We start from the raw sequence: 21,865 nt of genomic DNA on the forward strand, positions 1-21,865 counted from the left end.
CCGTTGGTTCGCACCTGGTACCAACCTCCGCGGGAGCTCAGCACCTCAACATTGGTTCCAGCTGACAAGGTCCGGGCCACGCTGCTACTCATGCTCGGGCCCGACCTCATGTTCACACCCGATGTCACCCGCGCACCACTGGATGAGGAAGACGAACTGTTCGAACCCGACGACGACGAACCAGAAGACGAGCCCGAGGACGAGGAACCCGACGAAGAGGAACTGCCCGAGCCTGAGGACCCGGAACTTGATGAACCTGAACTTGATGAACCAGAGCTCGAAGAACCAGATGAGACGTTGAGGTACTCACCCCACACCCAACCGGTATTGCCACTGGCTCGCACCCGGTACCAACCACCACGCTGCTCCAGCACAGTGACGGACGTCCCAGCCGAAAGCACACGATCCACTCGGCCACTCATGCTCGGGCCCGACCTCATGTTCACACCCGAGGTCACCCGCGCACCACTGGATGAGGACGACGAACTGTTCGAACCCGAGGAGCTGCTCGCTGGGGAAGAACTGTTGGAGCTTGATGAGCTGTTCGATCCGGAAGAGCCGTTAGAACCCGATGACGAACCAGAAGAACTAGTGCTCAGGAAGTCCTGCCACACCCAACCGGTATTGCCATTGACTCGCACCTGATACCAGCCACCACGAGAACCCAACACATCCACACTGGTCCCAGCCGACAACGAACGCGCCACGTTATTACCCATACTCGGCGCCGAACGCATATTCACCCGCGACGTCACACGAGCCGAAGAAGAACTCGAACTCGACGACGAACCCGAGGAACTATTCGAACCCGACGAGCCACTCGAACCGGAAGAACCGTTAGAACCCGACGAGCCACTCGAACCAGAAGAACTAGTGCTCAGGAAGTCCTGCCACACCCAACCGGTATTGCCATTGACTCGCACCTGATACCAGCCACCACGAGTACCCAACACATCCACACTGGTACCAGCCGACAACGAACGCGCCACGTTATTACCCATACTCGGCGCCGAACGCATATTCACCCGCGACGTCACACGAGCCGAAGAAGAACTCGAACTCGACGACGAACCCGAGGAACTATTCGAACCCGACGAGGAAGATCCACCAGCCGGACCAGTGCCCCCGGACCCGGAGGATCCGGAACAGACACTGGGGAGGAACACCCGTGCTGCGGCGGCCCGCATGTCCACTCCGCGTTCGGCCAGGAAAACCTGAGGGTCCAAAGCGGTGCCGGAGTACCAAGCACCCTCCCAGATTTCGAGATGCAGGTGAGGCGTGCTGCTCACACCGGAGTTGCCCACCAGTCCGATCGTCTGGCCGGCGCGGACTGAATCTCCCACTTGCACATGGGTTGTGCCGCTCCAAACGTGAAGATACCGGGAGTGGTACGTCTTGCCCCCGATATTGTGCCGGACCATGACATGTCCAGCGCGGCTGGATGTGCCCGTCTGAGTACTGACCACCGTGCCTGCTGCTATAGAGCGGAAGGGCGTGCCGTCGGGTGCCACGAGGTCTTGACCCAGGTGGAACGACGATGCCCCTGGGGTCGAGCTGCAGCGTGGCCCGAATCCACTGCTGTAGGTGAAGGTGCCGGTGAGCGGCTGGACGAACTGCCCAGAACTTCGCGAGGCAGTAATCACGGTCCCCTGGGACAACGACGACGATCCTGCGGCCGCTGTGCCCGCCAAGGGCTCAAGCTGCGGAGAATACGGGGCAGCTTCTGCTGCTGCGGCGGTGGTGAACGGCAACGTCAGTCCGGCGGCTAAAGCGCCAACTGCAGCCGCTGGTAGTTTTTTCGGCACGGGTCAATCCTCACTAGTCGAATGCCACGACTCCTTGCGCACATCACCTGGGCGGTGACGCGTGTGGGACTGTCCGGGGCCGCCCACAAGTGGGGAAGCATGCGATGGGAAATCTGAGCGAATCCCCCGGTCAGCTCGCGCCCAGGTTAACAAGTTGGTTACGACCCACGGCAGGGCGGCGTTCGACCGGAGGTTGAAGCTGTGCTCAACCTGTGACCCTTCGAATCTTGCTGGCGACGGAGGAACCTGCGTCTGTGAGGTCAGGGGGCAGGACAGGATGAACGGCGCGATGCCACTACCGCAGGACACCTTCCGAACGCTGCACTGCCCCCTGAGTTAGCTACTCTTTCAGCGATTACTCAGGGTTTGACTGCACCAACGCCGAGGGACACACATTGTGATCAGACCGTTACCCGGCTGAGCCCAAAAATTCATAGGAAACGTCCAGCCGTTATGGGGTGTTCCGTTCAGAATGATGAGTACCTTGGATAGTGCCTCTTCAAGGTGCGAGTGATTCAAGCTCCCCGGCTGGCCATTATGCGTCCCCCTCACGCGGCCACCGGGGAGCTTTCTCGTGTCTACACTGGTCAACATGACAGATGCAGCGCTATCGCCTGTGCGCGTGGACGCATGGCTGTGGTCTGTTCGGATGTTCAAAACACGTTCTGCAGCAACGGACGCATGCCGTGCAGGGAAGGTCAAAATCGGAGGAGACCCGGTCAAGCCCTCACTGAAAATCAGTCCCGGCACACGGGTGAGCATCAGTAGGCCCGGCCATGTAGTGATTCTGGAAGTGGTATACACCCACGCCAAGCGTGTAGGGGCCCCAGTCGCGCAGATGGCTTATCGGGATCTTTCCCCCGAGCAGATTAAGCCCCGTGACGTTGGTCTTCCGATGCGCGAACGCGGGGCCGGTCGGCCCACCAAACGGGAACGCCGTCAACTGGAGCAGCTGCGCGGTTACACGAAGAATGAGTGACGCTAGGCTAGTGATATGACACATCGCGTAAATCTCGGCCCAGCTGACCAGCTTCCCGAGCGCCAGGTAATGCAGGTGACAGCCAAAAAGGCTGGCACTAAGGGAGACATCGCCGTAGTCCACGCCGAAGATGGCGGGTTCTACGCGGTTGACGATGAGTGTTCCCACGAGGCCGTTTCTCTCTCCGAAGGTTTTGTCGAGGACGAGACGCTCGAATGCCCCATGCACGGTGCCGCTTTCTGTTTGCGGACCGGAGCAGCGGAGACTCCGCCAGCATTCGAGCCCATTAAGACTCATTTGGTCACTGTGGAGGATGGAGACCTCGTTCTTCACCCAGGCGTCCCCCACCCTGAGGCTGAATAGTCTTTCCAGTGCTGGGGTCCAGTGACGGTGAGCATCAGTTCACGAGCTGGTAAGACCCAGTTCACCGGTTGTTGAACCTCGCAGAGACCTTGCGAGAAACTCACAGATAATGTTCAGCAAATACCGGGTTGTTCTCCAAGGTAGGTCCCTATATTAGGTACTACCTCATCAAGGTGCGAGTGATTCAAGCTCCCCGGTTGGCCATTATGCGTCCCCTCACGCGGCCACCCGGGGAGCTTTCTCATGTCCGGGCTTTAGGCGGGGGTCGCCCTGCGAATCACTCCGTAGTTGAGTCCCGCCAACCCGACGGCGAGAATCGCTAACCACCCGGTTAATGAAAGAGCGCTTTGCTGCATGATCCACTCCCAGATGACGGGCCACCCATCATTCTGAAAAATGAGCATTGTCCCGGCAAGGCCCACGACGGCGAGTCCCAGGATAATCACCCATAGGGTGAACAAACCGGCCCGGAGATACAAGATCGCCCAAAAGAAGCCCACCATCATGAGTACCAGGCAGAGTGTTGCGGCCAACGCTCCGGCAGCCACGATCCCTCCCGAACCCTGAGTGAGGTAGGGCAGGTTGAAGGTGTAGAAGTGCATGCCGAATCCGTCGGTCACCCGTTCGATCCATGCTGCCAGTATGAATGCTGCGCCGAAAGCCACCGAGACTAATCCGAATGCCAGAATCACACCCAGCATGAAGGTCCGCCGGCTATAACTCAGCGCCATCGAAAAGGGAAAGGTGTGCGAGGCGGAATAGGCTGCCACAAAAACCAATGCCCATAGCGGAGCCTGCGCGGCTCCGGTGAACATGGGCTCGCCTGACGAGTCGCCGGACCCCTGCATAGTGTGAATCCACCACCCAATACCCACGGCGATCAGCCATGCGGCAAAGAAAACCGAAAGTGGCACACCGATGAGTGTGACCGCCGGTGAAAACTGAAGCCTCACGGCCGAAGGGACCCGGGCAAACGCGGATCGCTTCCCGCGGTGGGGTTCCTGAGGCTGGAGGGTTCGATCAGTGCGTCCCGTTGGGGTTGTCATTTTTCTCCCTCCCCATGGCCATGGTTGCTGTCATTGAGGTCTCGGGCAGCTGACTGACGCGTCGTGAGGCGCACGATCAACTGCTGTAAAGAGACCGGCTGCAGGTCAAGGTCCAGGTCGCGGACGCGCTGGTGCTCCTGTTCACTGAGCCGACCCAAAACAGTGGTGCGAGTGATCCTGCCCATACTCTCCTGGTTCAGCACTTCACGCCCTGCGGTGACTTCGGCAACAGCGTCGGATCGTCCCACTAACGTGACGGCACGATCACGCAGGTCCTCCACCGGTTCATCAAGCAGCACCCGGCCGCTGTCGATCAGCACCACGTTTTCAATCAGGTGCGCAATCTCATCGATGAGATGCGAGGACAGCACCACGGTGCGGGGATGCTCGGAGTAATCTTCCAGGAGCCGGTCATAGAACAGCTGCCGAGCCACGGCATCCAACCCCATGTACGGTTCATCGAAGAAAGTCACTTCAGCACGGGCAGCCAGCCCAATAATCACGGCCACAGCTGACTTCTGACCCCGGGACATCTTTTTGACCTTCGTCTTCTCTGGGACCCTGAAGTCGCGAATAAGCCGGTTGGCAAATTTCCAGTCCCAGTTCTCATAGGCAAGCGAAGCTGCCTTGAACGCGTGTTTTGCCTGGGCGTCGTCGGGATACCGCTGATCCTCTCGGACAAAACACATCATCGGCAGCACTTGTTCGTTCTCATGCGGGGTGTGACCCAGCACTCTGACCTGTCCCTCGGTGGGCCAGTCCTGGGCCGCAATGATCGACATCAGGGTCGTCTTGCCCGCACCATTGCGTCCCAATAGTCCGTGGATCTGATCCTTGGCGAACCTGACCGTGACTCCATCCAATGCAGTGGTGTTGCGATACCGACGACTGAGGCCGGCGACCTCTATAGCAGCTGGGGCGGTGTTGACGCTCATCGGCTTTCTCCTCTCACTTCATGATTCGGTGTCTGCTGCGCCCGCTCACGCAACAGATCAATGACGGTGTCCACCGAAAGCCCAATATTCTGAGCTTCGGCAAGCATCGGTGTGAGGTAGTGGTCGGCGAAGCTCAGCTTCCGCTCTGTCCGCAGCCTTTCGGCGGCGCCTTCCGCGACGAACATGCCGAGTCCGCGGCGTTTGATGAGTATTTCCCGGTCCACCAGAAGGTTGATGCCTTTGGCTGCCGTCGCTGGGTTAATGCGGTGGAATGCCGCTAGCTCGTTGGTCGAGGGAGCACGCTCGCCTTCAGCCAAAGAACCATCCAGCACAGATGCCTCGATCTCCTCAGCGATCTGCACAAACAGCGGTCGGCCTTCTTCCACGAGGTCACCTCTTTCAGCGGTTACAGGAACCATCTCATCCTATTCGACTCCACTACCTAAGTGGTTCATTACTTTACTAATGAACCATAGAACGACGACGGCGTCAAGGTTTCTTTGTGCGAGGCCACCTAAGATGGGGTCATGAGCCCTGAGAACATCGAATGCTGGCTAACAGACATGGACGGCGTGCTGGTGCGCGAACACGAGGCCCTTCCTGGGGCTGCCGAACTTCTGGAGCAGTGGCGGCGCCAGGATCTGCCTTACCTTGTGCTGACGAACAATTCGATATACACCGCGCGGGATCTCTCGGCTCGGCTACGCCATTCAGGGCTTGTTGTGCCGGAGAATCGAATCTGGACTTCCGCGCTGGCCACTGCCACCTTCTTGGCGCAGCAGGTCGACGTTGACCAGGGCAGTGGTAGCGCTTATGTGGTGGGAGAAGCTGGCCTGACCACGGCGCTTCATGAGGCTGGGTTCATCATGACCGAGACAGACCCTGACTATGTAGTGGTGGGAGAAACCCGCAACTACAGCTTCGAGGCCATTACCAAGGCAGTACGTCTGATCAATTCGGGCGCACGCTTCATTGTCACCAATCCGGACGCGACCGGCCCAAGCCCAGAAGGTGTCCTGCCGGCCACCGGCGCCATCGCGGCGCTGATCACAAAAGCCACCGGTTCAGATCCCTACGTGGTGGGTAAGCCCAACCCCATGATGTTCCGCTCAGCTCTGAACCACCTAGGGGCCCACTCGATGCAGACGGCGATGATCGGTGACCGGATGGACACGGACATTGTCGCCGGTATGGAGGCTGGAATGCACACCATCTTGGTGATGTCCGGAGTCTCGTCCCAAGCAAACATCTCGCACTATCCGTTCCGCCCGAACCGCATTATTGACGGTGTCTATGAGCTCCTGGATGAACCGTGGGAAGCCGATTCTGAGGAAGCCTGAGCCAACAGCTCAGCCAGGTGGATGGCCGGAACGTCAGCCAAGTCGTCCAACTGAATTCGGCATGACATCCCGTCAGCCAAGACAACGCTCCTCCGGCCTTCATTGCTCTCGGCTGACTGTTGCCGGCGAACTGCGGGCATGAGGTTGGTCTCAGACACGGCCACCGAAACCTCGTAGTGGCCCTTCTCCACCCCAAAGTTCCCAGCCAAGCCGCAGCACCCGGCGACCTTCGTCACCGACGCTCCCGCCATGTCCAGCAGAGCCTGATCAACATCCCATCCCATGATGGAGGACTGGTGACAGTGCGGCTGGGCCACAACATCCACGTCACTGAGGTCGGGAAGGTCAATGCGTCCTTCGTCCACCAGGCGGTTGACCAGCTCCGCGAATGTCAAGACTCCATCCGCAACTGTCCGAGCGTCTTCCTCCGCAGAAAGCTCTACGGCGTCGGAGCGCAGCGTGGCCAGACAACTCGGCTCAAGGCCGATTACCGGCACCCCTGAGCTGACGTATGGGGCGAGCACCGACGTTGCTTGGTTGATCAGCTTCTTGGCTTGGTCCAACTGGCCGGTGGTGATCCACGGCAGGCCGCAGCAGCCCTGCTTGCCGATCACCCGGACATCCAGGCCCTGCCCACGCAGGAACTCCAGCGCGGCGAGCCCTGACTGTGGGAAGAAGTGATTCGTGAAGGAATCCGCCCACACCCACACATCAGGATCACCCGTCTTCGACTGGGGGTCCTTGGCGGAACGCCGAAGCGTCTTGGCTGCAAATTTGGGCACGCTGCGCCGCTGGTCAATACCAGCAACCCATTTGGCCAAAGCCGCCACAGGAGGCAGCTTCATGGTGGCATTGGCCACTGGTGCCATGGGACTTGCGAGCTTGGCCCAGAACGGAAGCCTGCCGAGAATGTAGTGACTTCGCGGGCGCAGGCGACGCTTGGGCTGTCCGTCCCGGTCCCGGTCATAGGTTTGGTAGAGAGCCTCCGCCTTGTACGCGGCCATGTCTACTCCGGCCGGACAATCACTCGCGCAGCCCTTGCAGGACAGGCACAGGTCCAGTGCTTCATGGACCGCCGGATCGGACAATCCCTTGACGAGTGTGCCGTCCATCGCTTCCTGGAGTATTCGTCCACGTCCGCGCGTGGAGTCCTTCTCCTCCCGAGTCGCCAGATAGGACGGACACATCACTCCATTCGTCTTCGGCGCCACGCAACGTCCGACTCCCGAACACCGATGAACAGCAGCTCCAAAGTCTCCAGCATCGTGGGTCATGAGCATCCCAGGCCACGGCAGGTCCTGCTTGGGTTGAGTGGGCTTGATATGCGCGGTTTGGGAAGCTGTGGTTCCACCATCAGGTGCGGTAATGATGCCGGGATTGAGGAGGTTGTCTGGGTCACAGATGGCCTTCGCCTGCGCGAACAGCGCCATTGACGTCTCGTCGTACATCATCGGCAGCATTTCCGAGCGGGCACGGCCATCACCGTGCTCCCCCGACAGTGAACCTCCATAAGTGGCCAGTCGCTCGGCGCAAGCAGTAAGGAACTCTTTGAACACTCCTGTGCTGTGAGGGTCCCCGTGCTTGAACGGGAAGTCGATGCGGCAGTGAATGCAGCCATCACCAAAATGTCCATAGGGGTAGCCCTGGAGTCCGAATTCCGTCATGAGGGACTCGAACTCACGCATCCACCGACCCAGGTGCTCAGGTGGAACTGCAGCGTCCTCCCATCCAGAATGGGCAGGGGTGGGCAAGCTGATTCCGGCAAGCCCTGCGCCGTCCTCACGAATCTTCCACAGCGCGGCGGCCTCCTCTGAGGCCTCAATCATCCGATGCCCTATGGCTCCGGAGGCTCGCTTGACCTCGTCAAGGATGCTCAGGGCGTCGTCGCCCGCTGTTTCAATGAACAACCATGACTCGCCGTTAGGCAGCGTGGGCACGCGTCGGCCAGCTCCACGGACCAGGGCGACGAGCCGGGAGTCCATTCCCTCGCAGGCGATGAGCTTCCCGGATCCTGCTGCCAAAATATCAGGAACAGCATCGGCAGCCTCTGCCACCGAAGGGAAACCTAGGACCATGAGGCGTCGGCTTGGATCATCGCGGACCAGATTGACCGTAGCTTCCAGAGTGGTTCCCAGAGTCCCCTCTGTTCCTGCCAGGAAGCGTTCAATGCGCCCCCTGTTCTCCGGCAGAAGATGCTCCAAGCTGTATCCGGAGACCTGTCTGCCGAAGAGTCCGAAGTTCGTTCGAACATGACCGAGATTCTGCTCTGCCAAGGCCAAGAGCTGGCGTGCTGTGGTGCCCGAGCCCCGACCGGAGCGCGCATCAAGACGAGCCGTTTCTCCGTTGCCGAAGAGGACTTCGACCGCCTCAATATTGTCTGCGGTGCGGCCGTACCCGAGGGCGCGGGAACCGCAGGCATTGTTTCCGATCATCCCGCCAATGGTGCAGCGCGAATGGGTGGACGGGTCCGGTCCGAACCTCAACCCGTGTGGTGCCGCCGCACGCTGCAGATCCGCATGGACGACGCCGGGCTCCACGCGTGCGGTTTGTGCCTCTGGATCAATGTCGAGGATGGCCTTCAGGTCACGAGTGTCGAGGACAATGCCCTCCCCCACGGCGTTTCCGGCGATCGAAGTGCCTGCACCTCGCATAGTCAAGGGCACGGCCAGTTCTCGGGAGACTTGGTGGGCGGCGTGGAGCTCGTCAATGTGTTGGGGCCGAGCCACAACTTGCGGCACGACGCGGTACAGGCTGGCATCGGCGGAGTACATGCCACGAGCGAGCTCAGAACCGTCCACACCGGACACCCCGGCCCGGCGCAGCGCGGCGACCAGATCCCCGGAGTCACCGAGCGCGGTCGCAGCGGAATCGGACGTGATAGTCACCTGGAACGACCTCCCACATTGTCAACAATCTGCAATCCTGGTGTGACTTGCACTGTACCGGGAGGCTTAGTCCTGCGGAAATTCCGCTCCGAGCGAGTTCAGAACTCCGCGGGACTTGGTGATGATCTCATCCCACTCCGCATCGGGAACCGAATCTGCCGTGATGGCGCCACCGAGGCCCAGGTGGAAGGACCAGGTGTCGGTTGCCTCCGACCCGCCGCGGTCCGAACGCAGCACTGCAGTGCGAATCAACACCGAGAGATCGCATGATCCGGTGGAGCTGAACCACCCGGCCACTCCTGAGTAGGGCCCACGCTCACCCGTCTCGAGACGAGCAAGAATATTCATCGTTGAGCCCTTGGGCGCCCCGGTCATAGATCCCGGCGGGAAGGCATCTTTGAGCGCCCTGGCGCGCCCAGCTTGAGCTGCTAACCGCGCACTGATCGTGGACACCATTTGGTGCACAGTGGCGTAGGTTTCCACCGCGCACAGTCTCTCGGTGCGCAAACTTCCCGGTTCGGCATGAATTGAAAGATCATTCCTCACCAGGTCTGCAATCATCACGTTTTCGGCACGGTCCTTCGGATGTGTCTGAAGATCGAATAGTTGCGAGGCATCATCCTCCGCGGTCATTCCCCTGGGCCGTGTTCCCTTGATCGGCTCAGAGAGAATTGTGCCGTCGGAAGTGATGGACGCGAACCTTTCCGGTGAGGTCGACAGAACCGCCATGGCTTCCTGTGCGGAGCCAGGAGGGAAATGCAGATACTGTGTGAAGGGTGCGCGGTTGTGTTCGCGCAGCCGTCTGTAGGCCTGCCACGGCGATCCCCGAAACTCGCCGTTGACCGCCGTGGTGAGACAGACCTCGTAGGAGTTGCCTTCGCGAATCTCGGCCTGCGCGGCCTGGATCTTAGCCAGGTACTGAGCCCGAGAGTCTCGGGCTGTAAGTGCACTGAGTTCTCCACCGATGGGACCAGGCTGCTCCTGATGCAGCGCGTCGAGCTCTTCAAGGACCACTTGCTGCCACCAGGCGTCGCGATGAGTGGACTGAATCTCGGCGGTACCGAGGTGGTGGTCCACCACGACCGCACGGTGGGCAGCGAACAGGCGAGCCTGGCCCTCGTAGCCGATCCATCCCACCCACCCCAGCTGGAAAGGAGAAGGCGAGATGGCGGCGTCGCCCTGGTGTGCTGCGCCTTTGTGCCGCCAACGCTCCGCCAGCCAGTCAAAAGCTGCAGCATCGACACTAGTGCCGAGATCCTCAGCGGATGAGAAGGCAAGGATGCTGTACCGGCTGCGTTGAGGTGCCGTCGTCCGGGCATGGTCGCTACTATCCAGAAACGCAGCAGCGACGTGTGCGCCGAGCCGACCCCAGAGAGCAGCGAACAGCTGGGCGGCTGCGTCCTCTTCTTCGGGGAACGGAACGGAAGTCCAGCAGCGGCGTGACGGCATGGAGATCATCCTATGAGCCGTACCATAGTGCCCATGGCAGATGATGCAGAGTCACGGAGGGGCCGGCCTCGCAGCGAAGAGGCTCACCAGGCTGTTCTCGACGCTGTGGCCCGACTGCTCGATGACTATGGCCACAGTTACGAGGAGCTCACCGTGGAGCGCATCGCAGCCGAGGCGGGGGTCGGCAAACAGACCATTTACCGCTGGTGGAAGAACAAGGCAGCTGTGGTGCTCGAATCCCTCATGACCGGGCGCTTGAAGCTCAGCTTCGAACGCGTGCCGAACACCGGTGACCTGCGGGCTGACCTCACTGCATGGCTGGACTGCGAGCTTGAGAAGTCCGAGATGGATGACACGGTCGTGATGGCGCGCAGCCTCATGGGGGCACTTGTCACCGGGGGTGAGCAGACGCGGCAGCTCTTCCAAGACCGTTCGGTGTGGGATGACATGGAACTGACCGAACGCATCCGCCAAGAGGCCGCCGCGGGAGGCCTGCGCGATGGCGTTGACCCCGCAGCTGTGGCCTCGGCCATTATGGATCCCTTCATCATCCGGCTGCTGACCGTGGGTCAACCTGACCGGCAGTGGCTGCAGGCGCAGATCGACATTGTCCTCACGGGAACCCTTCGCAGGTAGTGTGATCTTCCTCTCAAAAAACTCTGGCATAATAACGAGACGCAACGTTCCATATATGATGGCCGTGTCGCCTGCACTCTCCTGACTCCCGAAGGACCACTGATTCATGGCCACGATGCTTTACCGCCTCGGTACGCTCGCCGCTCGCCGCGCCAAGACAGTCATCGCCGCATGGTTTGTCCTACTGCTGGCGGCCGTAGCGGCCTTTGCAGGATTCGGCGGACAGCTCACAGATCAGATCACCGTGCCGGACCTAGAGACGACTCGGGTTGCCGATCGGCTGGCTGAAGAACTGCCAGACATGGCCGGCGGGTCCGCCAACACCGTCTTCCGCACAACTGACGGCGAGCCGTTCACTGATGAGCAGATCACCGCAGTTGAGGACCTACTCGGCGAGGTCGAAGAGCACGGGGCCGTTGACTCAGCGACGAGCCCTTTTGAAATGGAAGACGAGCTCTCCGAAGGCCGCGAAGAGCTCAATGAGGCCCGGGAGCAACTCGATGAGCTGCCCGAGGACTTCAGCGTCGAAGAGGCTCGCCAAGACATTGATGACGGCCGCGCCGAGCTGGAACAGGCACAGGAGGAACTCGACGCCGGATGGGCGGAGCTGGAGGGCGGGCTCGAAGCCGGCGGGCTGAGCGTGGACGAGCTCTCAGAAACACGCCAGGAAATCGAAGGCGGGCTGGCAGCACTCGACGATGCGGATGCTGAAATTGACGCCCAAGTTGAAGAAGCACTGGCAGGGGGCTTCTGGCCCGCAGTAGAGGAAGAACTCAACAGCGCTCGCGCAGAGGTCGTAGCAGAACGCGAACAGCTTCAGGCAGCTCTGGCTCAGGTGGAGCAGGCGGAGCAGGGCGTTGCAGAACTTGAGGCCGCCGAGGCCGAACTCGATGAGGGGCGCGCTGAACTCGACTCTGCCGATGAGGAACTGAGCGAGCTCGAGAACAGCCTAGACGGCGACGACCCATTTCAGGCAGTCGAACGCGGTGAACGCGCACTCGACCTCGCAGCGGGCGCCAGCATGGTGTCCGAAGATGAGGGCACTGCGATCGGCATGATCACTTTCGGCGTTCCGCTTGAGCAGGTGGGCATTGAGGACCTTGAGGACGTCGCCGGTGAGCTCACCGCTGCAGATATTGACGGGGTGGAAGTCCTGCCCTCAGGCGATCTCAACATGGAATTGCCACACTTATTCTCCGTTGCCGAGGCTATCGGGCTGATGATCGCTGCCGCGGTGCTGATCATCATGCTGGGCACCCTTGTCGGAGCCGGCTTGCCGCTTCTGAACGCCGTGGTCGGAGTGGGCATCGGCGTGGCCGGAGCAATGTCGCTTTCGTCAGTTGTGGAAATGATGTCCATCACTCCGATCCTCGGACTGATGCTTGGTCTTGCTGTGGGCATCGACTACACACTGTTCATCATCCACCGCCACCGTCGTCAACTGAAGGATGGCATCCCGCTGAGGGAATCCATTGCCATGGCCAACGGCACAGCGGGCAATGCCGTGGTCTTCGCTGGGGCGACCGTGGTGATCGCTCTGCTGGCGCTCAACGTGTCCGGGCTTCCATTCCTGGCGTTGATGGGGACCGTCGCTGCTTTTTGCGTGACGATCGCCGTCCTGATTGCTGTCACGATGACCCCCGCCCTGCTGAGCCTGGTGGGGACCCGGATCTTGCGCCGCCGTGAGCGTCGGTACGTCGGCATGCAGCAGCTCAAGCCCATCACCACACCTATGCACACGGGCAAGGCCGTGCTAATCGCCGCAGGTGCCCTGGTACTCCTAGCCGTGATGGCGATTCCAACCTTCTCCATGCGTTTAGGGTTGCCGGATGCAAGCTCGGAAGCCGAGGACTCCACCAGCTACCAGGCCTATGTGGCGACGGAAGAAGCCTTTGGAGAAGGTATGAACGGCCCCCTGATCGTTGTAGCAGATTTGGCTAGCGACCTATCATCCGATGAGGCCGAGGACTTCCAACTCGACGTCGCCGAGGAAATGACCGATCACGAACACATCGACACTGCTGTGCCTGCCGGGATGAATGACGACAACACCGTCGCGGTGTATCAGGTCATTCCACTAGAGGGGCCAGCTTCTCAATCGGTGGAGGAACTGGTGCATGAGTTCCGCGATGGGGCAGTTCTCACTGGCGACCTCGCGGAGCAGACCGAACTGTCCGTGGCCGGGTTGACTGCGGCCAACATCGATGTGTCGGACCATATCGCAGACGCGATGCCGCTCTACCTAGGACTCGTTGTTGGGCTTTCACTGGTGCTGATGGTGATGGTGTTCCGCTCGCTGCTGCTGCCAATTATTGCCACCCTAGGGTTCATCGGCTCAGTATCCGCCGCCATGGGTACTGTGGTGGCCGTCTTCCAATGGGGATGGTTCTCCGATATCTTCGGCATTTCCAATCCGGGCCCTGTCCTCACCTTCTTGCCAGTGATCCTCATCGGCATCCTGTTTGGGTTGGCAATGGATTACCAGCTGTTCACCGCATCGGGAATGCGGGAGGCCTATGTCCACGGTGCTGCGCCCCGTCTGGCGGTGCGCCAAGGCCTCCACGCTGGGCGGTCAGTCGTCATTGCTGCAGCGCTGATCATGACGAGCGTGTTCGCAGGGTTCATATTCACCCCCGACCCCATGGTCGCTTCCATAGGTATGGGTCTCGCGGTCGGTGTGCTGCTGGACGCTTTCGTCGTGCGGCTGCTCCTCGTCCCAGCGTTGCTTCACCTGTGCGGGCCCGCTTCATGGTGGCTGCCGAAGTGGCTGGATAAGATCCTGCCGAATGTTGACGTCGAAGGTGCAAAACTGGAACGCACACCGGATCCAGAAATGGATCAGGCTGACGCTGCACCGGCACCAGAGCTTTCTAAGGTGTGAAGGCAGGTGCGGTACGCGAGCGCGGCTTCCCGAGGGAACTAGGTGTCGCCGGCCTGGGAGTCCGCGTAGTCAGCCAACTTTTGAGCTTGGACTGCGGCTAGCTCAGCGAACTCGCTCTCACTAAGGCCTACGGCGGAGAGCATCACAAGGTTGTCACCAAAGTCGACCGTCATAGAGTGCCGCACAGCGGCTGCGGAGTCGATGGGAGCGCCATCGCGGTGGATGACCATGGATACTCCGTCGGTGCTGAGCTCGGCACTGTCCCCAAGAGCGAACGGTTCGATCTCTACCTGCTCGGCACCGGACTGCAGTTGTCCTGCTGTGCAATGTTCGTGGACGTAGCTCCACACGCTGGAGGTATCCACTTCCCGGTCATAGCTGAGCATCCACACATAGACCTGGGGCCGGTACTCATCGTCTGATTCTTCCTCAGGCGGCAGCGTGTAGGCATGCGCCAGGCCGCTCTGCGGATCTTCGCCGATCAAGTCAACGTTGATGCGGTCCATAGCTGTAGCGCATTCAGTCTCCTGGAAAGTTTCCGTGTAGTGGGTGTACTCCACCGCAATGCTCTCTTGAAAGTACGAGAGGCCATCGTGGGTGGCATGTCCCTCCGGGGAAACCGGCAAATCAGCGGAGCTGAGCAGAACGTCGAGCTTCTCATCATGAGACAGCGCGCCGGGATCCATCTCCTCGGCCTCATCCTCAGCAGAGGCCTCCTCAGAGCCTTCCGGGGCATCGGCAGGCCCTTCGGGTGCCGCCGTCCCAGTCTCGGGAGCCTCAGTTTCTCTCGGCGTGAGGTTGGCTGCACCTCTGCCAGAATCACCGCATCCCGTCAGCAAACCCAGCACGGTGACGGCAAAAACTGATACCACTGCCCGGGAGCTGTTCCGGGTTGGGGACCACCGCCAGGGGGAGTGCACGCGAACAAGGATAGTTGAAATTTTCAGAACTCGGCAGTGAGTTGACACTCATTGAAGTGCAGAGGTAAGCCGGAACACATTGTCCAGGTACCGGGTTCGCCACGGCCTGGAGGCCCATTCTTCCAGTTCAAGCTCATGCGAGATGCTGCGATACTGCTCGAAGATCTCGTTCAACTCAGCAACTTTTGCGTCGTCAACGAGCATCATTGTGACTTCCAGATTCAGGGAGAACGATCGCATATCCATGTTTGAGGAGCCGAGAACTGCCACGTCATAGTCCACAATCATGAACTTCGAGTGCAGGACATATGGTTCCGGGTAGCGGAAGATCCTTACCCCCGCCTCTAACAGTGCTTGGTAGTAGGACTGCTGAGCGTGCTGAACGGTGAACTGGTCAGCCTTGCGGGTCACCAGCACTACAACGTCGACATCACGGTGAGCAGCGTTGGTGACTGCGTAGAGCAGCGAATCGTCCGGGACGAGGTACGGGGTGCAGATGATGAGCCGATGTGTGGCTTGGTAGATGAGGTCATTGAACAGCCGAAGGTTGTTCTCCTCAGGAAAGCCGGGCCCGGAAGGCACAATCTGCACCAACGAACCACCACCGGACTCCTCGTCAGCTTTCAAGTCGACCAAGAGCTTCTCCCCCAGGTTCTCACCGGTCTCGGCGTACCAATCTGAGGCGAAGACGATGTCCAAGCCGGTGACAACAGGCCCGGTGACCTTGGCGTTGATCTCGACCCAACGCCGTCCCATGCGTTGGGCCGCCGGACGCTGGTAGTGCGGTTCAATCAGGTTCGCCGAGCCGGTGAAGGCCAGACGAGAATCCACCACGACAATCTTGCGATGATTGCGCAGATCCAAACGTGAGAATCGTCTTCGCAACGGACGGATGGGGAGCATCCGACGCCATTGGAACTGCGGCCATGTCTGGCTTGCCTCCTTCAGCCGCCGGCGCAGTCTGCCATAGCCGCGCACGCGCATCGTGCCCAGGTGGTCGAACAGGAACCTCACTGTCACGCCCCGTGCGGCCGCGCGCTCCATCGCGTCCAGGACTGGCCCTGCGTACTCGGGGTCCTCCCCCACGATGTAGAACATGACGTGTACGTATTCCTGGGCGCTGTCGATTTCAGCGGCCAAACGGATGAAGAACTCCTGGTAACCGGAGATCAGCGTGATGTGGTTTCCCTCTTGAATGGGGAAGGCTCCGAGGTTGCGATTAAGCGCCGCGGTCGCACCGAGTTGCTCGTCGTAGTCGCGCAGTTGGTCCGAGAGGTCCATATGGCTGGTCGCTTCCAACAATGCCTTATTGATGGCACCCTGCCGCTGCTGCCGCCGAGCCGAGAGTTTGTTCCGTCCAATGAGGAGGAACAGCGGCAACGCAATAAGCGGCATAAAGAAGATGGCCAGGAGCCACGCCATAGCCGTGTTGGGCCGGCGTTTATCGGGAATGATGCCAATGACAGCTACCCGGATACCGATCTCTATGACCACAACAATGATCACTATCCAGATCGGGAGTGCATCAATGCCCAGCCCACTCAGCGGCCACAGCATATTGCACCTCCCTTCCTGTCCACCTTTCCAATCCTATGCTGGGTATAAGCTAAGCGTATGGCTGAGCGTTTTGATGAAGAGGCCCTGCGTGCCGTAGGAGTGCGGATCGACGCTGAACACCCGGAAGGGATCGTCTTTGACCCCCATCAGCCGCAGCTGAGGGTCACCGATCTCAGTGCGGTGCGCGGCGACGGAATCTTCGAGACCATGCTTGCTGAGCGTGGACACGTCCGGAAGTTCGCCGCCCACCTGGACCGGCTGCAGAGCTCGGCCGCCATCACAGACATCGGCATTCCGCCTCAGGATGCATGGCGTGCTGCCGTTGAGCTGGGCTTGGATGAATTCCGCAGCCGCGGAGGGCTGCCGGATGAGGTGGCCGTTCGCATCACTGCCTCACGCGGGGTTGAGGGTGAGCCTGCCAGCGATGACCCCGCGTTCTCCGGAACGTATTGGGTGCTGCTGACTCCCGTCACCGAAAAGGTGAAGACATCGCGGGGCCGCACCATAAGCGTCACTCTTCTTGACCGCGGATATGACTCCGGAGCTTCTGAACGCGCGCCCTGGCTTCTTCTGGGAGCCAAGACCCTCAGCTATGCGGTGAATATGGCCGCACTGAGGTGGGCTGCCAAGCACGGGCACGATGATGTCATTTTCACCTCCTCAGACGGCAACGTTTTGGAAGGACCGGTCTCTTCGATTCTGCTCGGGCGTCGCTCAAGCGACGGCCGGGTGCATCTGAGGACGCCGAGTCCGGACGCGGGCATCCTGCCCGGCACGACTCAGGCTACGATCTTTCGCGCCGCCGAACAGGCTGGTTGGGAAACTTCTGCGGGGCCCGTCACGACTGAGGATCTCCACAGTGCCCAGTTCTTGTGGCTCACGGGATCAGTGAAACTCGTCTCGCCCATCGGCCGAATCGACGATCACAGTGTCGCCGTTGACGATGAGCTGACAGCGGCCCTGCTGAGTTTTCTCAACGAGGCCGGCTGAACAGAGGGCGCCCCTCCTCAGCGGTGCTAGGATGACGCCGAACAACTGAATACGGTAACCCGTCCGACAGGGGAGCGTCCGCAGCTGAGCCGTTACTGGCTCCCAGGCGCTGAGAGTGGGCTAACGGCCCAGACCCTTGAACCTGCACAGGCTAGAACCTGCGAAGGAAGTCGTCATGAAATCATCTGCACCTGCGCCCATCCGTCAACGCTGGACGGTGAGCGATATTGTTGTCGCATCCACGCTGGCAGTCGCCTCGGGAGTGATCTTCTGGGGATGGAACCTGTCCTATCACGCGGTCAGCACCCTCTTCATCGCTTATCCCCCCGCTGCCTCACTCGTGGCAGGGATGTGGCTGTTCCCCGCAGTGCTGGGGGCACTGATCATCCGCAAACCGGGTGCAGCCATCTATTGCGAAATGGTGGCCGCCGCGGTGTCTGCGCTTCTCGGCTCTCAGTGGGGGCTCGGCGTGCTGCTCTCAGGGTTCGTCCAAGGCGTGGGAGCAGAATTGATTCTCCTGGTCTTCCTCTACCGGAGGTTCACAGTGGATGTCGCTGTGCTTGCCGGGGCTGCCGCGGGCCTGGCGGGAGGCATCAACGAGAACTGGATCGCCAGCTACTACCAGTACGACGCCATCGGAACCTTGACACATATTGCCGGTTTCGCCATTTCTGGTGCGGTCATAGCTGGCTTCATCCCCTGGCTTGCCACCCGAGGTCTGGCCGCGACCGGCGCACTTGCGCCACTTCGCTCCCGCAAGGCCCACCGCGAGTCTGCGTTCGGCACGGGGTCCCGCGAGGCTCCTGCGGCGCCCTCATCCTGAAATGGGCACGACGACGCCTGGTCAGCCTTCAACGACCACCAGCACCGCATATGTCGGCGTTCATGTCACTGCAAGCGGCTTCACCTACCACCACGCTGATCGTGAGCGGCCCGCCTTCGCAGGCATAGACCTTGATATCGCCGCCGGTGAGAAGGTTCTGCTCGCGGGCGCCTCAGGTGCGGGCAAGTCCACTCTGCTGCACTCCATCGCAGGAGTACTTCAAAACGACGACGCCAGCTCCACCGGAGACCTGCTCCTGAACGGGCTCCCTCCGGAGCATGCCCGCGGACGCGCCGGTCTGATGCAGCAGGACCCCGAATCCCAAGTGGTGCTCTCCCGCATCGGCGATGATGTGGCCTTCGCCTGCGAAAACCTCGCGGTGCCCCCAGCTGAGATACCGGGTCGGTGCCAGCAGGCGCTCCAAGCGGTGGGGTTGGACTACCTCCCCCTTGAGCACCCCACAGCTGCACTCTCAGGGGGGCAGAAACAGCGGCTGGCCCTGGCCGGCATCCTAGCGATGCAACCGGGGCTGCTCCTGCTTGATGAACCGACGGCAAACCTTGATCCAGATGGCGCTGAGCAGGTGCGCAATTCAGTAATCACGGCAGCGCAGTCCACCGGCGCCACCCTGATCGTCGTCGAGCATCATCTGGGCAGGTGGCTGGACCAGGTCGATACGCTGATCGTGCTCGAGCCCGGTGGCGGCGTTCGGCACCGTGTCTCTGCCAGCACCCTCCATCATGACAAGGCGCTGCGTGCGGAATTGATCGCGGCTGGGTTGTGGGTACCCGGTCACGATGTGTTGGAGACATTGCCAATGTGGTTCTCCCGCGAAAGGGAGCCCGGGGCACCTGCTGATCACACTTTGCTCACCGGAACCGGACTGGCGGTCAGCCGTGAGAGTCCTCACCGATCGTGGCGAAAAACGCCCCCGTCACAGCCTGTGCTCAGCGGAGTCGACATCACTCTCCACAGCGGAGTCGCAACAGGTATTACTGGGCGCAACGGAGCAGGGAAATCGACACTCCTGCTGACTTTGGGCGGGCTGCTGGAACCCCACGACGGCGTCATCACCGCAAGCTCCGTGCTCAAAGGAAAACACGGTGCCCAGCTTCACGAGTCCCCGCACCAGTGGCGTTCAGCGGATCTGACCTCGCGCATCGGCACCGTTTTTCAGGAACCGGAGCACCAGTTCGTGCGTCACACGGTCAATAGCGAGCTCCGACTCTCGGCGGAGCAGGCAAAGGTCCCAGGAACCAAAGAGTCCCTCTTCACTGAGCAGGAGGTGGCAACACGGGTTGCTTCACTCCTGGATCGGCTGCGGCTGACCCATCTGGCCGACGCAAATCCCTTTACGCTCTCCGGTGGAGAGAAGCGCCGACTCTCCGTGGGAACCGCTCTCGCGGCCGGTCCTGAAGTCCTGATGCTCGATGAACCGACCTTCGGCCAGGACGCGCATACCTTCGCGGAGCTTATCGGGCTGCTGAGGGAACATGTGGACGCAGGGGGGACTGTGGTGGCTGTCACCCACGATCAAGACTTCCTACGGGGACTGAATGTGGATCTTTTCGCACTCTCCTCTCCTGAGGTGCGGCAGACCCCGGGGGACGATCCAGCGCCACCCGGGTCGCGCAGCACCCCGCTGCTCTCTGCAGTTCGGGACGCATCCTGGCTCGGCCAACGTGGTCCCCTGGCGAAGCTGATCGCACTGAGCTTCATCACCCTGGCGCTGATCTCAACGATCGATCCTGTCTCGGCTGCCGTCGTTGCCGCTGCGAGTTTCGCGCTCCTGCCAGTGGCGAACATTCGCTTGGGCACCTTTCTGAAACGGATATGGATCTTCGCAGCTGCCGCTGTCATGGCAGTGTGGGGGGCAGCCGTCGCCGCCGAAGAATCAGGCCGGGTACTGCTCGATCTGGGACTCACCACTGTCTCCACCGGTTCCCTTGAAATGGGGCTCTCGCTCGGCGCCCGCGCGTTCGCGATCGTCTTACCGAGCGTACTCATCTTCTCTACGACTGATCCGACCGACCTAGCGGACGCCCTGGCACAGCAATTGAAGCTCCCGGCCCGGTTCGTCCTGGGCGCTCTGGCGGCCATGCGCCTGCTGGGTCTGATGGCGGCGCACTGGACAACTCTGGGACACGCGCGGCGCGCTCGGGGCCTGGGCACCCGGTTCTTCTCTCAGGCTTTCGGCCTGCTCGTTCAAGCGATCCGGATCGCCACACGGTTGGCGGTGACCATGGAGTCACGCGGCTTCGGGGCAGGGCAACGCACCTGGTCTCGCTCAGCGGACTTCACCCGGGCCGACGGCGTCGTCGTCCTCGGCGGGCTAGTGATCGCCGTATCGGCCACCGCTTTGGCAATTTGGGCTGGAACGTGGAACCTTGTGTGGATGTAGCCTCCCTCAGAGTCTGAGGTCCTGACGCGCGTTGGCGAGCACCGGTAGTACTTTGCGGGCTTCCTGAACTGTCTCGGCGTCGATATCGGCGACTAACAACTCAGGCGCTTCACCGGCAGCTGCCAGGATGTCGCCCGTGGGAGACACAATCAGGGAGTGACCTACCCCGGTCGGCGCACCCTCTGGAGCGTCAACGCCGGCAGCGGCGGGAAGACCCTGTCCGCAGGCAATCACATACTGCGTGGAGTCCAGCGCTCGGGCCACTGCGAGAGTCTTCCACTGCTCGACTTTCCCCGGACCTGCAGCCCAGGAGGCAGGCAGGATCGTGGCGTGGGCGCCGTTGAGCGCATGGGACCGGAAGAGTTCGGGGAACCGGATGTCGTAGCAGGTGGCCAAACCGAAGTGCAGGCCCCCAGTGCTGAATCGGACCTGCCGCTGACCAGGTTCTACCGTCCTGGATTCTTGGAATCCGAACGCATCGTAGAGGTGGAGCTTGTCATAACTGACGAACACGGAGGGCCCGGCGGCCAGGAGAGTGTTCTTCACCCGCTGACGGTTCTCGTCCTGCGTCGGCTGGCCCGGAGTGAACATTCCCACCACAACCACGACGCCGTACCGCTGACCGATCTTGTGCACCTCATCCCCCCAAGGCCCTGAGACATCCTCCGCAATGGGAGACAGGGAGTAGCCGAAGGCGCGCTGGGTGGCCTCCGGGAAGATCACGAGTTCGGCGCCGACCTCGGCTGCTCGAGCAGTCCAGGTCTCTACCAGGCGCAGATTCTCTTGGGTGTCCTCACCTGTGACGATCTGTGCGACAGCAATTCTCATATCTCAACTCTACGGGGGTCTAGGCTC

The 21,865-nt window shown here is 60.9% G+C and carries 17 protein-coding genes and 1 pseudogene; 9 read left to right on the plus strand and 9 right to left on the minus strand.

The features are described from left to right. Nucleotides 1-29 precede the first annotated feature (29 nt). Nucleotides 30-1,643: pseudogene (locus FEF26_RS16345) on the minus strand (SH3 domain-containing protein); the annotation flags it as partial. Between FEF26_RS16345 and FEF26_RS16035 the strand changes: the two are divergent. The 3 genes from FEF26_RS16035 (at nt 1,597) to FEF26_RS02075 (ending at nt 3,147) form a co-directional block, all read left to right on the plus strand. Continuing rightward, on the plus strand, nt 1,597-1,863 hold the full coding sequence (locus FEF26_RS16035) for a hypothetical protein (RefSeq protein WP_243730354.1): 267 nt from the start codon (nt 1,597-1,599) through the stop codon (nt 1,861-1,863). The pseudogene FEF26_RS16345 and the gene FEF26_RS16035 overlap by 47 nt on opposite strands. Nucleotides 1,864-2,397: 534 nt before the next feature. Continuing rightward, nucleotides 2,398-2,784 (plus strand): RNA-binding S4 domain-containing protein, encoded by a 387-nt coding sequence (locus FEF26_RS02070; RefSeq protein WP_138251882.1) that lies wholly within the window; start codon nt 2,398-2,400, stop codon nt 2,782-2,784. 15 nt (nt 2,785-2,799) lie between these two features. Further along, a complete protein-coding gene (locus tag FEF26_RS02075; RefSeq protein ID WP_138251883.1) occupies nt 2,800-3,147 on the plus strand; it encodes a non-heme iron oxygenase ferredoxin subunit in 348 nt (115 codons plus the stop codon). Nucleotides 3,148-3,401: 254 nt separating this feature from the next. Here FEF26_RS02075 and FEF26_RS02080 read toward each other — a convergent pair whose 3' ends face one another. The 3 genes from FEF26_RS02080 to FEF26_RS02090 form a co-directional block, all read right to left on the minus strand. Next, nucleotides 3,402-4,061: a hypothetical protein gene (locus FEF26_RS02080; protein ID WP_138251884.1), complete on the minus strand. Its 660-nt coding sequence runs from the start codon at nt 4,059-4,061 to the stop codon at nt 3,402-3,404. Between the two features lie 128 nt (nt 4,062-4,189). Continuing rightward, entirely contained in the window at nt 4,190-5,128 is a 939-nt protein-coding gene (locus FEF26_RS02085; protein WP_138251885.1) for an ATP-binding cassette domain-containing protein, read from the minus strand. Next, a complete protein-coding gene (locus FEF26_RS02090; protein WP_138251886.1) occupies nt 5,125-5,547 on the minus strand; it encodes a GntR family transcriptional regulator in 423 nt (140 codons plus the stop codon). The genes FEF26_RS02085 and FEF26_RS02090 overlap by 4 nt, the downstream gene beginning before the upstream one ends. Before the next feature lie 108 nt (nt 5,548-5,655). Here FEF26_RS02090 and FEF26_RS02095 point away from each other — a divergent pair, with 108 nt between their 5' ends. Beyond that, nucleotides 5,656-6,468 (plus strand): HAD-IIA family hydrolase, encoded by an 813-nt coding sequence (locus FEF26_RS02095; protein ID WP_138251887.1) that lies wholly within the window; start codon nt 5,656-5,658, stop codon nt 6,466-6,468. Here the strand turns inward: FEF26_RS02095 and FEF26_RS02100 are convergent. Together FEF26_RS02100 and FEF26_RS02105 are read right to left on the minus strand one after the other, a co-directional pair. After that, nucleotides 6,420-9,353, minus strand: a complete 2,934-nt coding sequence (locus FEF26_RS02100; protein ID WP_243730355.1) for an FAD-binding and (Fe-S)-binding domain-containing protein — start codon at nt 9,351-9,353, stop codon at nt 6,420-6,422. The genes FEF26_RS02095 and FEF26_RS02100 overlap by 49 nt on opposite strands. Before the next feature lie 66 nt (nt 9,354-9,419). Continuing rightward, the gene (locus FEF26_RS02105) at nt 9,420-10,802 is read right to left on the minus strand and encodes an anthranilate synthase component I family protein (RefSeq protein WP_166432875.1); all 1,383 of its coding nucleotides are present in this window, start codon (nt 10,800-10,802) and stop codon (nt 9,420-9,422) included. Between the two features lie 12 nt (nt 10,803-10,814). On the opposite strand from FEF26_RS02105, the gene FEF26_RS02110 reads away from it, so the two are divergent. Continuing rightward, nucleotides 10,815-11,438 carry a TetR/AcrR family transcriptional regulator gene (locus FEF26_RS02110; protein ID WP_138251889.1) on the plus strand — a complete coding sequence of 208 codons (624 nt, stop codon included), beginning with the start codon at nt 10,815-10,817 and terminating at the stop codon, nt 11,436-11,438. A gap of 106 nt (nt 11,439-11,544) precedes the next feature. Further along, entirely contained in the window at nt 11,545-14,319 is a 2,775-nt protein-coding gene (locus FEF26_RS02115) for an MMPL family transporter (protein ID WP_138251890.1), read from the plus strand. 38 nt (nt 14,320-14,357) lie between these two features. Here FEF26_RS02115 and FEF26_RS02120 read toward each other — a convergent pair whose 3' ends face one another. Together FEF26_RS02120 and cls are read right to left on the minus strand one after the other, a co-directional pair. Continuing rightward, nucleotides 14,358-15,239: a hypothetical protein gene (locus FEF26_RS02120; RefSeq protein ID WP_138251891.1), complete on the minus strand. Its 882-nt coding sequence runs from the start codon at nt 15,237-15,239 to the stop codon at nt 14,358-14,360. Between the two features lie 48 nt (nt 15,240-15,287). Next, nucleotides 15,288-16,796, minus strand: coding sequence for a cardiolipin synthase (gene cls / locus FEF26_RS02125; protein ID WP_138251892.1), 1,509 nt, complete (start codon nt 16,794-16,796; stop codon nt 15,288-15,290). Nucleotides 16,797-16,853: 57 nt separating this feature from the next. Between cls and FEF26_RS02130 the strand changes: the two genes are divergently transcribed. From FEF26_RS02130 to FEF26_RS02140, 3 genes are all read left to right on the plus strand, one after another. After that, a complete protein-coding gene (locus FEF26_RS02130; RefSeq protein WP_138251893.1) occupies nt 16,854-17,786 on the plus strand; it encodes an aminotransferase class IV in 933 nt (310 codons plus the stop codon). Between the two features lie 175 nt (nt 17,787-17,961). Further along, nucleotides 17,962-18,609: an ECF transporter S component gene (locus FEF26_RS02135; protein WP_138251894.1), complete on the plus strand. Its 648-nt coding sequence runs from the start codon at nt 17,962-17,964 to the stop codon at nt 18,607-18,609. A 1-nt stretch (nt 18,610) separates the two neighbouring features. Beyond that, nucleotides 18,611-21,010, plus strand: coding sequence for an ATP-binding cassette domain-containing protein (locus FEF26_RS02140; protein WP_138251895.1), 2,400 nt, complete (start codon nt 18,611-18,613; stop codon nt 21,008-21,010). Nucleotides 21,011-21,016: 6 nt separating this feature from the next. Here FEF26_RS02140 and FEF26_RS02145 read toward each other — a convergent pair whose 3' ends face one another. Further along, the gene (locus FEF26_RS02145) at nt 21,017-21,838 is read right to left on the minus strand and encodes a carbon-nitrogen hydrolase family protein (protein ID WP_138251896.1); all 822 of its coding nucleotides are present in this window, start codon (nt 21,836-21,838) and stop codon (nt 21,017-21,019) included. Nucleotides 21,839-21,865 lie beyond the last annotated feature (27 nt).

Origin of the sequence: Nesterenkonia salmonea (assembly GCF_005771525.1) — a bacterium.
Taxonomy (GTDB): Bacteria; Actinomycetota; Actinomycetes; order Actinomycetales; family Micrococcaceae; genus Nesterenkonia; species Nesterenkonia salmonea.